Annotated in this window: 14 protein-coding genes; all 14 read left to right on the plus strand. The window is 33.1% G+C overall.

The features are described from left to right. Positions 1-72 precede the first annotated feature (72 nt). Positions 73-717: a Crp/Fnr family transcriptional regulator gene (locus H8707_RS06505; RefSeq protein WP_262429319.1), complete on the plus strand. Its 645-nt coding sequence runs from the start codon at positions 73-75 to the stop codon at positions 715-717. A gap of 43 nt (positions 718-760) precedes the next feature. Beyond that, positions 761-886: a hypothetical protein gene (locus H8707_RS06510; RefSeq protein WP_262429320.1), complete on the plus strand. Its 126-nt coding sequence runs from the start codon at positions 761-763 to the stop codon at positions 884-886. 456 nt (positions 887-1,342) lie between these two features. Then, entirely contained in the window at positions 1,343-2,521 is a 1,179-nt protein-coding gene (locus tag H8707_RS06515; RefSeq protein WP_262429321.1) for an ABC transporter substrate-binding protein, read from the plus strand. A gap of 46 nt (positions 2,522-2,567) precedes the next feature. Then, positions 2,568-3,452 (plus strand): branched-chain amino acid ABC transporter permease, encoded by an 885-nt coding sequence (locus H8707_RS06520; protein WP_262429322.1) that lies wholly within the window; start codon positions 2,568-2,570, stop codon positions 3,450-3,452. An 11-nt stretch (positions 3,453-3,463) separates the two neighbouring features. Continuing rightward, complete coding sequence (locus H8707_RS06525) at positions 3,464-4,417, plus strand: branched-chain amino acid ABC transporter permease (protein WP_262429323.1); 954 nt, start codon at positions 3,464-3,466, stop codon at positions 4,415-4,417. Further along, a complete protein-coding gene (locus tag H8707_RS06530) occupies positions 4,395-5,138 on the plus strand; it encodes an ABC transporter ATP-binding protein (protein ID WP_262429324.1) in 744 nt (247 codons plus the stop codon). The genes H8707_RS06525 and H8707_RS06530 overlap by 23 nt, the downstream gene beginning before the upstream one ends. Beyond that, on the plus strand, positions 5,138-5,842 hold the full coding sequence (locus H8707_RS06535; protein ID WP_262429325.1) for an ABC transporter ATP-binding protein: 705 nt from the start codon (positions 5,138-5,140) through the stop codon (positions 5,840-5,842). Before H8707_RS06530 ends, H8707_RS06535 begins: the two co-directional genes overlap by 1 nt. Positions 5,843-5,963: 121 nt before the next feature. Further along, the gene (locus tag H8707_RS06540) at positions 5,964-7,109 is read left to right on the plus strand and encodes an acyltransferase (RefSeq protein ID WP_262429326.1); all 1,146 of its coding nucleotides are present in this window, start codon (positions 5,964-5,966) and stop codon (positions 7,107-7,109) included. Positions 7,110-7,217: 108 nt separating this feature from the next. Continuing rightward, on the plus strand, positions 7,218-7,988 hold the full coding sequence (locus H8707_RS06545; protein ID WP_262429327.1) for a TSUP family transporter: 771 nt from the start codon (positions 7,218-7,220) through the stop codon (positions 7,986-7,988). A 254-nt stretch (positions 7,989-8,242) separates the two neighbouring features. Next, on the plus strand, positions 8,243-8,875 hold the full coding sequence (locus H8707_RS06550; RefSeq protein WP_262429328.1) for a type III PLP-dependent enzyme domain-containing protein: 633 nt from the start codon (positions 8,243-8,245) through the stop codon (positions 8,873-8,875). Between the two features lie 213 nt (positions 8,876-9,088). After that, positions 9,089-10,330: an HD-GYP domain-containing protein gene (locus H8707_RS06555; RefSeq protein WP_262429329.1), complete on the plus strand. Its 1,242-nt coding sequence runs from the start codon at positions 9,089-9,091 to the stop codon at positions 10,328-10,330. A 12-nt stretch (positions 10,331-10,342) separates the two neighbouring features. Further along, complete coding sequence (locus H8707_RS06560; protein WP_262429330.1) at positions 10,343-10,918, plus strand: DUF5317 domain-containing protein; 576 nt, start codon at positions 10,343-10,345, stop codon at positions 10,916-10,918. A 100-nt stretch (positions 10,919-11,018) separates the two neighbouring features. Further along, positions 11,019-12,200: a carboxylate--amine ligase gene (locus H8707_RS06565; RefSeq protein WP_262429331.1), complete on the plus strand. Its 1,182-nt coding sequence runs from the start codon at positions 11,019-11,021 to the stop codon at positions 12,198-12,200. Positions 12,201-12,213: 13 nt separating this feature from the next. Next, positions 12,214-13,755: a Mur ligase family protein gene (locus H8707_RS06570; RefSeq protein WP_262429332.1), complete on the plus strand. Its 1,542-nt coding sequence runs from the start codon at positions 12,214-12,216 to the stop codon at positions 13,753-13,755. The last annotated feature ends 39 nt before the right edge of the window (positions 13,756-13,794 follow it).

The raw sequence follows: 13,794 nt of genomic DNA on the forward strand, positions 1-13,794 counted from the left end.
TCAAAGTGTGAAGTATGTAAATACAACAATGAAAACTGTAAGGGGATAATGTGTATAAAAAACATCCCCTTATTGTCAAATTTAAATGATGATGAAATCGAAAAGATTTCGGAAGGCGTAGTTGTTAAACCCTATAAAAAGGGTGATGTTATATTTAGAACCGGAGATAGCGCTGATAGGCTATATATTATTTGCTCAGGAAAAATGAAGATATTCAAAAATTTAACTGATGGTAGGGAGCAAATACTTTATATTTATTCAACAGGGGATTTTATCGGAGGATTTAATCTTTTAAAGAAGGATGAATATAAATTTAATGGGGTCGCATTAGAGGATACTATAGTAAGTACGCTATCCAAGGCTGAATTCGATGAAATTGTTTTGAAAAATCCTACAATTCCTTTGAAGATATTGGAGAAGGCATATGATAGAATTATTTGGGCAGAAGATTTGGTAGATAGATTATCTTCTAATAATATAGATTCAAGGGTTGCAAGTTTGCTTTTGGAACTGATACATGATTTCGGGACAGATACAAAAGAAGGGATAATGCTCAATCTCTCTATAAATAGAGAAGAAATGGGAAGTTTTGCAGGCGTTTCAAGAGAAACTATGACTAGGAAATTAAATCATTTTAAGGAAATGGGTTATATAGATTTTAGGGGAAATAAAAAAATACTGATAAAAGATGTTGAAGTATTAAAAGATATGCTTTAGGGTCATTAGGAACTGTATCCAATGGCCCTAAATTGTCAGAAAAATGAAAGATGACGAAATATATATTTCATTTTTAGGCAAGGAAAGTGTTTTCAATTTTTCTCATTTAGAAACAATAGAAAAAACAATTGTGGGGCATAGCCAATTATATGTAATTGGCAACAATTAGATTAAATACTTACTATTGCAAATTATTTTTATATTGAAAAATAATAAAAAATAAATTTCAAATTATTGTTGACAAGTATGAAATATGATGCTATATTATTTCTTAAGTTAAAAAACGAAAAATTAAAAAACAATGATGAAGGGTAAGCTATCAAGATAATCTTTAAAAGAGAGCCGAGATTTGGTGAAAGCCGGTATGGATTGGATAGTAAGCGCTCACTTCTAAGTTTTATAACTGAACTTAAGTAGGTTATAACGGTTGCTCCGTTACAAGGCTAGGGTTTATTTGGATTTTTCCATCGGAACCTGATTTTGAGTTTATTATCGCAAGATAATAATATAATAGAGTGGTACCGCTAATGTTAGCCTCTATATGTAACTATACATATGGGGGCATTTTTAATTTTTTGATTTAACTTTATCAATTAAACAAATTGAAAAAGACAGGAGTGTTAATATGAAAAAAGTTTTATTAATAGTTATGTCAATGGTTTTAGTTTTAGGTATGCTTTCAGGTTGTAAACCTTCAACTGTAAGTAATGATGCTAATAGTAAAGATGCGGATACTATTAGGGTAGGGCTAAACTATGAACTTACCGGCGGAGCAGCAACGTATGGTCAGGGATTAGTAGATGGAATTGAACTTGCAATAGAAGAAGTGAATAAAGAAGGCATTTTGGGAAAGAAGATTGAAACGGTTAAAGCCGATAATAAATCGGAAGATACTGAAGCTGCGAATGTATCATCCAAATTAGCAACAAGAGATAATGTAGTGGTATTGTTGGGACCTGCAACCTCAGGAAATACAAAGGCAGCAACACCGGCAGCTATGCAAAACAAAATTCCCCTGATATCCGGTTCGGCTACTGAAGACGGCATTACAATAGACGGCAATGGAAATGTAAGAGATTATATATTTAAAACCTGTTTCAATGATTCATTCCAAGGAATTATGATGGCAGAGTTTGCATTCAATGATTTAGGGGCTAAGAATGCGGCAATATTAGCTGATACTACAAGTGATTACGCCCAAGGGTTATCTAAGAATTTTAATGAAACTTTTACGAATTTAGGCGGCAGTATTGTGACAATGGAAGCATATCAACAAAAGGATACGGATTTTAAAGCAGTGCTTACAAATATTAAAGGTGAAAACCCTGATGTACTATTTGTACCGGGATATTATGAAGAAGTAGGATTAATTGTCAGACAAGCAAGAGAATTGGGATTGAATATTCCGATCCTTGGCGGCGATGGCTATGAATCACCTAAGTTAATAGAAATTGCAGGAAAGGAATCATTAAACGATGTTTACTATTCAAGTCACTATTCTCCACTGGATGATACAGAAGAAGTGGCTAAATTCAAAGAAAGCTTTAAGGCTAAATATGGGAATTATCCGGATGCATTTAATGCTTTAGGTTATGATATGATTTACTTCTTAAAAGATGCACTTATTAGAGCAGGAGAAGCAGATCCGGAAAAATTAAAGGAAGCCCTTGCAGCAACTAAGGATTTTAAAGGAGTTACCGGAACTTTGTCCATTGACGAGAAGCATAACCCACTAAAATCTGTTACTATTCTGGAACTTAAAGAGGGAGAACCAACATTTTTAAAAAAATTGGATCCAAAATAGAATTTTAGGCTTTTAAGCTTAGGTATAATCGAAAGGAAGTTTTTAAATGGAACAGCTTATACAACAATTGATTAACGGAGTATCCTTAGGCAGCATTTATGCACTTATAGCTTTAGGTTATACGATGGTATATGGAATCATCAATTTAATCAATTTTGCTCATGGAGAAATTTATATGATGGGCGCTTATATAGGATTTGCTCTTACTACATTTTTAGGTCTTGGATTTGCACCTTCATTGATACTCTCAATGATAGGCTGCAGCATTTTAGGAATGGTAATTGAAAAGGTAGCGTATAAGCCTATTAGAAATTCTTCGAGAATTTCAGCTCTTATTACAGCAATTAGTGTTTCTCTATTTTTACAATATACTATGATGTATTTTGTAAGCCCGCAGACCAGGACTTTCCCGGAGGTCTTGAAAAGAAAAAGCATAAGTTTACTTAATGGAAAAATAATCATTGATCAGAAGAATATCTATATAGTTGCAATCACGGTTTTATTGATGTTGCTTTTACAATATGTAGTTAAGAAGACCAAATTGGGAAAGGCAATGAGAGCAGTAGCGCAGGATAAGGAAGCAGCAGAGCTGATGGGGGTGGATGTAAACAAGATAATATCATTTACGTTTGCCATAGGCTCTGCCCTAGCCGGCGCAGCAGGAGTATTGGTGGGAATTTATTACAACACCATCAACCCTCTAATGGGAGCAACCCCCGGATTAAAGGCATTTGTTGCTGCGGTATTTGGCGGAATCGGAATAATCCCGGGGGCTGTATTGGGGGGATTTTCTCTTGGGATGATTGAAACAGTGGTAAGTGCATATGGGGGATCTGTATTTAAGGACGCTGTTGCATTTGCCATATTAATTCTAATATTGTTGATTAAACCCAATGGTCTATTGGGCAAGACAGTTAAGGAAAAGGTATAGGGGGTATCGATATGAAGAAAAACATAATAATAATTATTTCATTATTGATTGCATATTTATCAGGACAATATTTGATAAATACAGGAATCATTGATTCATATCTGCAGCTCAATATTTTCCTAATTGGAATCAATATAATTTTGGCCGTAAGCCTTAATCTCATTACCGGGTTTACAGGGCAATTTTCATTGGGGCATGCTGCTTTTATGTCAATCGGCGCTTATACATCTGCTATTCTCACTGCTAAGATGGGATTGCCTTTTATAGTTGCATTGATCGCATCCGGTATTGTTTCAGCAATTGCAGGAGTTTTGATAGGTATACCGACTTTAAGGCTTAAAGGAGATTATCTGGCAATAGCAACCCTTGGGTTTGGAGAAATAGTTAGGATTTTAGCTTTAAATACTGATTACATAGGTGGAGCTATAGGGTTTAATGACATACCTCAATATACTAATTGGACCTATGTTTTTATAATGACAGTGGTTACAGTATTGGTCATCCGCTATTTTCTCAATTCATTTCATGGGAGAGCTTGTATTGCCATAAGAGAAGATGAAATAGCTGCCGAGGCTATGGGCGTAAATCTAACTTTATATAAGGTATTTGCTTTTGCTATCGGTGCATTTTTTGCCGGAATTGCAGGCTCCTTATATGCAAACTACTTTTATTTTATTAAGCCTGATTCCTTTGGTTTTATGAAATCAGTTGATATAGTAGTAACTGTTGTATTTGGCGGTATGGGTAGTATTTTAGGTTCAATCGTTGGAGCCATAGCTTTATCTGTTATTTCATTGTTTTTACAAAATATACCGGAACTTAGAATGGTAATTTACTCAATAATTCTCTTTTTAGTAATGGTATACAGACCTACAGGACTTGTAGGGAAAAAAGATAAAGAAGGAAAATATTTTAAGGGATTAAGAAAGGAGGATTTCCAACATGTCAGTGCTAAAGGTAACTAATTTGACTAAAAATTTTGGCGGAATTAAAGCTGTAACTGATGTAAATTTAAATATTGAGATGGGCGAAATTATCGGACTTATTGGACCGAATGGCGCTGGGAAAACCACTCTTTTCAATCTATTAACCGGAATATATGTGCCTACATCAGGTCAAATAGAATATAATTTAAATACTAAAGTTAAAACTAAGGATTTAAAACCTCATAAGATGGTTCACTACGGTGTTTCCAGAACCTTTCAAAACATAAGATTATTTAAAGATATGAGCGTTCTTGATAATGTTCTTTTGGGGTTTCACAGTTTATTATTTAAAAGGTCTATATCGAGAAAGGATTCATTTGATGAGGCTTATGAGCTTTTGAAAAAATTTAATCTGCTGAATAAAAAAGATGAGCTTGCGAAAAATTTGCCCTATGGAGATCAAAGGAGATTGGAGATAGCTAGGGCTTTGGCATCCAAACCTATGATATTGCTTTTAGATGAACCTGCCGCAGGGATGAATCCTAAGGAAACAAAAGAGCTGAAGGATTTAATTTTTTGGATTAGAAATGAATATCATCTTACTATTATATTGATAGAGCATGATATGTCCCTTGTAATGAATATCTGCGAAAGAATTTTTGTATTTGATTATGGGAATTTAGTTGCCAGCGGAACACCGAAAGAAATACAAAATAATAAGAGAGTTATAACGGCGTACCTTGGCGAGGAGGCAGTGTGATGCTGGAGGTTAAAAATGTAAATGTTTATTATGGTGCGATTCATGCATTAAAGGATTTAAGTTTAAAAATTAATGAAGGGGAAATAGTGACCCTAATCGGGGGCAACGGCGCAGGTAAAAGCACTACATTAAAAACCATATCCGGGTTATTGACTCCTAAGAGCGGGGAAGTAAAATTCAATGGTAAGATGACTAATAATTTAAGAGCAACTGATTTGGTTAAACTGGGCATTTCCCATGTTCCTGAGGGGAGAAGGATATTTACAAAGATGAGTGTTATGGAAAATCTTGAAATGGGAGCCTATATACGTGATGATAAGAAAGAAATGGACAAAGACTATCAGAAGGTGTTTTCTCTATTTCCAATTCTTGAAAAAAGGAAGGGGCAAATTGCGGGGACTCTATCAGGAGGAGAACAACAAATGCTTGCTATAGGTCGTGGATTGATGTCCAGACCTAAACTGCTTCTATTGGATGAACCATCCATGGGGTTGGCGCCTATAATAGTTAAGGAAATATTTAAGATTATAAGTGATATAAATGAGTCAGGCACCACAGTTTTGCTGGTGGAACAGAATGCCAATCTTGCATTGAAATTAAGCCATAGGGCATATATTATAAGAAATGGTGAGATTGAAATAGAAGGAAAATCGGAGGAAATCTTAGAGGATGATAGGGTGAGAAAAGCATATTTAGAAGGATAAAGGCGTTGGGGCTGTTCATTTTCCCCAATGCTTTTGCTTTTTTTAAAGTTTTTATGTATACTTATAAGGTGTGAATTGTTATAGAAAGGATTTGATTTTTATGAAGAAGAGGGAGCAGATCATGGAGTTATATTATATGAGAGCCATATCGGCTTTCGGAATATTTACCATACATGCAACCGGAGGGTTTGCATTATACTCCCAATTTAGCAGTAAGGTAATGCATCTAAGTACATTTTTAAACCAGTTTTTTAGATTTGGAACGCCGGTATTTATGATGCTTTCAGGATTTGTACTTTTTTATAACTACAGAATTCCCGAGGAATTCGATGCTAAAAAGTTTTATAAAAAGAAAGCGGTTTATTTGATACTTCCCTATATAATTTGGGCTATTGGATATTTTTTATTTAAGGCATATCTTTATAGGATACCTGTTGGAGAAAATTGGTTTGGAGGTCTAATTAAGGATATATTGTTGGGAAATACCTTCTCTCATCTATATTTTATATTTTTAATAGTGCAATTTTATATTCTGTTTCCCTTGTTTATAAAATACTTATCAAATTCGATGATAAATAAACCTGTTAAAACTTTTATAAGTATCTTTGTATTACAAGCAGCATTACTTATATATGAGTTTTATTTTAAGGTACCTACTAATATTGCTATTTTTAAATTTATCGATGAATATTATTGGAAGACGGCAATGGGATGGTTTTATTATTTTTTAACCGGAGGAATTATCGGTTATCATTATGATAAATTTGTTGAAATGGTGGAGAAACATATAAAGAAAATAGGAATTATATATATTTTATCCGCAGCATTTTTTTTAGGGGAAGTCTATCTGAACATATATACCAACAATAATATGAGTGAATTTGAGAAATATGGCTCTATAAGACCAATGAATATGATATATGGATTGACAACTTTTACAGTATTGGTCTGGGTTACCAGAAGAATAAAGGATATGGATAAATCATCTGTAAGACTTTTAAAATCCTTTGGAACTTATTCGTTGGGAGTTTATTTTGCACATCCCATGGTATTAGAGTTTATAAAGCAAAAACTAATGGCAAATTTTCCACGTTGGATAGGGTATGGAAGATTAAGTTCATTTCTAATAATTTATGCATTGGGTTGGATTTTGACAACAGGACTTGTATTTTTGATAGCATTATTTGAGCCTAGGTGGTTATTGATAGGCAGAGTTCCTAAACTAGTTATTAGAGAAAAGAAAAAATTAGAAGAGACAAAGAGATAAAAGCAGGATGAGGATAAAACATTTTTAAATACATTTTGCTTTACAAAAGTTATGAAAATTAGTACCATAATATATAGTATTATAATTTTGGATTTTTGGGGGAACTAAATGTTAGCAAATGCACATATAGCATTAAAGATATTATTTTTATGTGGCGCAGGGTTTTTGTCTGCTTTTGTCGATGCCATAGCAGGAGGCGGTGGCTTAATTAGCGTTCCGGCGTACCTTGCAGTTGGATTTCCTACTCACTTCACTTTAGGAACCAACAAGTTTTCTTCAAGTTGCAGCTCGATGACAAGTACTATAAAATTTACAAAATCGGGAAAGACTGACAAGAACATATTGAAGGTATTATTGCCTTTTACGTTTTTAGGTGCCTTGACCGGGGTAAGGACTGTACTTCTTTTGGATTCCGATATATTAAAACCTATAGTATTGATTTTGCTATTAGGTGTGGGAATATATAGTTTTTTCTCTAAGAGCATCGGACTTGAGGATAATTTTAAGGGAGTCAATAAAAAGATTCTTATTATAGGTTCGATATTTTCATTTTGCATGGGGTTTTATGATGGCTTCTTTGGACCGGGTGCTGGCTCTTTTATGATATTTGGGCTTATTAAAATCTTTGGTTTTGATTTTGTACGAGCTAGCGGAAATGCAAAAGCTATGAATTTTACCAGCAATTTTGCTTCTCTTTTGATGTTTTCATTAAATAAGAAGATTTATTACCTAATGGGTATACCGGTGGCTATATTTATGATTTTCGGAGCATCTTTAGGTTCAAAAATTGCTATAAAAGAAGGAGCAAAATTTATTAAACCGATATTTGTTACCATGTCATTGGTAGTCGCAGTAAAAATGTTATATGAATTGATTTAGTATAGAGGATGGTTTTGGCTAACCATTCTTTTTTAGTGCTTGTCTCATCCTTAGACTATAAAGGGTACACGACAGGACGACCCAAGGGTCGATTGTACATTGTGAATTGTGAATCGTGAATTGCAATTTGTAATTTATTCTCATATTATATCCGAATTTGTAATATTTTTGTTGAAAGGTCTGCCAAATAATGATAATATCATAATGATGAATGGTTACTATATGAATAACATATGAGGACGGTGGGGGGTAATATGAATTTTGAAATAATTGAAAGAAATTTGGAAAAGATTGAATCGGTAGTTTCTTGTAAAATTGTTTTAGGTGAAAAGGATATTATTGAGGAGATTCATATTGTTTCCAATGCACTTAGAAGTCCCAAACAAATAGTGAGGGATGTGCAATCTGTACTTATAGCTACATATGATATTCAAGTAGATCACAAAATAATCAGCGTTGCTGAAATATTGGATGAATCTTTAGGTAAGGTAAACTGTAGACTTGTTTTAAAATCAATATCTTATGAAAACCTGGGAACAAGGGCAACCATAAAAGTTGTACTTAGTTATAATAAAAATACATATGAAAATACCTTGTCAGGTATAAATTCTAAAAGAAATGTAGATAGAATGTTAGTAGAATCTACATTAAAAACTGTAGAACAAGCTTGTGAGCTTGGAGATACCTTTACATTAGAGGATATTAAGTCAATACCTGTATCTACCGAAAAAGCAGTAGTAGTTGTTGTTATGGCGCTGTTAGACGGAATAGAAAAAAGATTCTGTGGATCATGCCTTATAGGAAATGATTATAAAGAAGCAGCGGTTAGAGCAACTTTAGATGCAGTAAATCGATATGTATCAAAGAGGGTAGTTAATGCCGGCTAATTTTAAAAAAATATAACTAAAGCGAAGCGAATATAGCATGCTTAAATAGCGAAAGAGCATAGTACTCTAAAAGGGGGCTATATTCAATGAAAAAACTTACATTAGCATTACTTAGTTTATTAGCATTAGTTTTATCTGCTGGTGCAAACTTTACTTTAATCTAGTTGATTTAATTTATTAGCCGGCATAATTGCAAAAAGGAGAGTTTAAAAAATGAAACTGAATTTAAAAACTAAGATATATATTGGATTATTATCAGTTTTTGCTATCTTAATTTATTCTTTTATGCTTGAGAGTTCTTATAATACTGATATAAAACTATTAATATTTTGGACAATCCTATCAATAATTGTTGAATCTCTTCTTATTCCATTACCTAATAATGCTGTTGGTGTTTCAGTTGGCTATGCTATTAATATTGCATCTCTTATTGTTGGTGGTCCATTAATTGCAACTACTTCCTCATTTTTGGGTGTATTATGCAGGGTAGCTAAAGTAACAGGAAAGGGTTATATCCATACATTTAATCTTCCTTTATATAAGACGGTTTTTAATGTGTCTCAAAGTATAATAGTAACAACAACAATTGGGTTAATATATATTTTTGTGGGTGGTAAAGTTGGGGAATTCAATCTAATACCAACTATAGTAATATTGCTTTTCGGTGTTTTATTAAATACTGTGTTGATATCGGGGTTTTTATCCGTTTCAAACAATACAAAATTTTTTAAAACTTGGGGTACAAATATAAAGGGAGTGTTTCCGAGTGCCGTAGCCGTTGGGTCATTAGGCGTTATAATGGCTCTAGCTTATATAAGCTATGGATATGGAGCGGTTATTCTATTTTTTGGACCTTTGCTTTTGGCCAGATATTCATTCAAACTTTATGTAGAAATGAGAAATCTATATATATCCACTATACAAGCGTTGAATAAGACAATAGAGGCAAAAGATTCTTATACAAGTGGACATGCCTCTAGGGTTGAAGAATTAGCCGTAAGATTGGGAGAAGATTACAATTTGCCCTTTGATAAAATAGAAGATCTCAAAACTGCTGCAATATTACATGATATAGGCAAAATTGGTATTCATGATAGCATTCTGAACAAAGCAGCTGAGTTGAGTCAGGAGGAACTTCAAGAAATAATGAAGCACCCAAGTATAGGAGCCGAAATAATTGATAAGGTGGACTTTCTAAAAAATATCACCCCTATTATAAAACATCATCACGAAAGATATGATGGTAAAGGGTATCCTGACGGATTAAAAGGAGATGAAATACCTATTGAAGCGTGTATTCTTACTATAGTGGATTCCTATGATGCTATGATATCGGATAGACCTTATAGAAAGGCGCTGTCAAAAGAAGAAGCTCTGGAGGAGATTAGAGTAAATGCCGGGACACAATTTCATCCCGAATTGGCCGAGAGATTTGTATCTATTATGTTACACTAGGGAGTAGATTCAATGTTTATAGAGCCAGCCATTATTTCTATACTTTTAGTTATTTTAAGAAAAGGAAGTTTAAAAAAGCTTAAAGATGTTAATATTAAAGGATGGTATATATTATTTATATCTGCCGGTGTTCAGGTGCTTATTTCCTTATCCGTAAAATATAATATACTAGAAGACTTTGTATTTAAAAATTTCAAATATTTAATAATTTTATCCTATTTATTTATGATTATTACTATACTTTTGAACATAGAAAAAAAATACATGAAATTATTTTTAATAGGTATATTATTAAATTTAATAGTAATAACAGCTAATAATGGGAAAATGCCGGTATCTATAAATGGATTTAAAGGCATTAGAGATGAGACTATCTTGCCTTATAGGGAATTTGATATTAAACACATGGGAATAAATAAAAATACTAAGTTCAAATATCTGGCGGATATTATATTGATACCTAAACCCTATCCATTACCCAAAATTATAAGTATAGGAGACATATTTTTAATGTCGGGTATCTTTATGTTTTTTCAAGAGGAAACATTTAATAAGGAAAATGAATATCCCAAATTCCAAAGAAGTTAAGCTTAAGGGAATTTGGGATATTTTTAAATAATAATAAATAGCTAAGTTGTTCTTTTAAGCGATAAGAAAGATAACTTTTGCTCTAATCGGGGGGATTATAATGAATAATAAGGCTGTTATATTGGGCTCAAATTATTATATAGGTCTTAGTATTATAAGGTGTTTAGGAGAAAATGGAGTTTATACTGTTGCTGTTGATTATTCAAAAAAGGAAACATACGGTGCTAAATCAAAATATTTAAATGAACAATTAATAGCACCACATTATAAGGAAAATCCGGAAGGACTTCTAAAATTTTTAATTGACTTTGCAAAAGATGAACAATTAAAACCCGTATTATATCCTGGAGCAGATCAATATGTTGAATTTATGGATGCCTATCTTGATAGATTAAGTGAATATTATTTAATCCCTATGACGGAACAGGGCCTTTGGACAAAGGTAATGAACAAAGAATCTCTTCATGAATTGGCAGTAAAGCATGGAGTTTTAGTTCCTGAAACAACTAGGCCAACTGATAAAGATTTCTATGAAAGAATGGAAAAAGAAATTAAATATCCTTGTATCGTAAAGCCAACGGATTCGGCTTCCTTTGTAGCAAAATTCAGAAAAAAAATATTCCTTGTGAATAATAAAGAGGAATTGGATAAGGCATTATCTTTAAGTAAAGATGCAAAATTAGATGTCATTGTTCAAAGGATAATTCCGGGATTTGATGACCATATGTATACCTTCGATGCTCATATGAATCAGGAATCGGAAGTTACCCACTGGATGACTTGTCACAAGCTAAGACAATATCCAATCAATTTTGGCGCTTCTGTATATACAGAACAAAAATATGTTCAAGAACTTTATGATATTGGCGCGCCATTTTTCAAGGCTATAAAATATAAGGGCTTTGGAGAAATTGAATTTAAAAAGGATGCTGAAACGAAGAAATATTATTTAATCGAAATAAATACGAGAACTACAAACTTAAACAGCTTGCTCTACAAGGCAGGTATAAACTTTCCGTATGTGGCTTATAGAGATATGATAGGAGACCCTTTGGAACCAAAGGCAGTCAAAGAGGATACGGGGCTAGCATTTAGATATCTTCAAGAAGATTTATTGGCTATAAGAGGATATATAAAGAAAAATCAGCTGACAACCGGAAGTGTTATCAAGTCATTATCAAGAAAAAAAGCGCCGGCTATATGGAGTCTAAATGACCCAAAGCCTGCATTCAATTATTTTGGAATAGTTGTAGGGAAGGTGTTTAGGAAGTTGTTCAGGTAGGAGGTTTAAAAATATGCTTTTAGAAGAATTAATTAAATCACTGAATATAATAGATACACGAAATTATGAGGGAGATCTGAATATAGAGGGCATAGCATATCACTCAGAAAGAGTTAAATCGGATTTCCTTTATGTTGCAATAAAAGGATATATAACCGATGGGCACAAATATATAAATTCGAGTATCAATAATGGTGCTGTAGCGGTAGTAGTGGAAGATTTTTCAGATGGAATAAATATACCTCAAATTAAGGTCTCAAATTCCAGAGAGGCATTGTCTCAATTAAGCAATAAGTTTTATAATTCTCCATCAGAACATATGAGGGTAATAGGGGTGACGGCTACAAATGGAAAGACTACAACTACATTCATGTTAAATGAAATCTATGAGAAGGCCAATTTTACAACAGGATTAATAGGCAGTGTGATGAACAAGGTCGGGAAGAGATATGTCCCGGCCGAATTGACTACCCCGGAAAGCTTAGATTTGCATAGATTATTTGGTTTAATGGAAAAGGAAGGGATAGAAAAAGTTCCTATGGAAGTTTCATCTTCTGCACTGGAATTATATAGAGTGAATGATGTAGACTTTGATATAGTATCATTTAATAACTTCAGCAGAGAGCATATTGACCAACATGGCTCCTTTGAAAAATATTGGGAGGCTAAGTCAAGCCTAATTAGGAATGCAAAGGAAGGAAGCTATGCATTATTAAATATAGACGATGCAAAAATAAGAACGCTTATATCCAAAACAAGAGCCAATGTAATTACCTATTCACAGAAGAATGAAAATGCAGATATATATTTGAAAGATATAGAACTTATAAAGGGCAGAGCAAAATTTAAGGTAGTGGTAAATAGAGAATATAGAGCATTTTCAAATATAATAAGAAAAGATGAATTCCAAGTAGAATTAGGTATTCCGGGTTATCATTCTGTAGAAAATGCAATTGTAGCAATTGCTATAGCATTAACAGATGGAATACCCAAGGGAAAAATTCAAGAAGGACTAAAGGGATTCAAAGGAGTAGAAAGAAGATTTGAATATATATATGAAAACGACTTTCTCATCATAGATGATCATTTTGCAAATTTAAAAAATATAAATGTCAGTCTTGAAACTCTAAGCAAAATAGATCACAAAGATTTACATCTCATTTATGCAATAAGAGGGAATAGGGGGATTACCGTAAATAAGGAAAATGCAGAGGCGGTTGTTGCATGGAAGGACAAATTGAATATTAAAGAGATTATAGGCACAAAAAGCATTGGGGCTGTGACAGGTAAGGATATGGTGTCAGATGAGGAAGAAAAAGTATTTAAGGATACTATTGAGTCTGCCGGTATAAAGCTAAATATATATGATACATTGGAGGAAGCTATAGAAAAGGCATTAAAAAAGGTAGAAAAAGATGATATAGTACTTTTGGCAGGTTGTCAGGGCATGGATAAGGGAGCAAAGATAGTTCTGGATTACTTATATGGAATAAAGCCTGATATAAATAAGGAAGAACTATATAAGCCTATCAAAAAAAGAGTTGTTGGCAAGTAATAAGGATATTATATGTATTGGATAAAATTAAGCATTATT

It is taken from the genome of Paratissierella segnis (assembly GCF_014385195.1).
Classification (GTDB): domain Bacteria; phylum Bacillota; class Clostridia; order Tissierellales; family Tissierellaceae; genus Paratissierella; species Paratissierella segnis.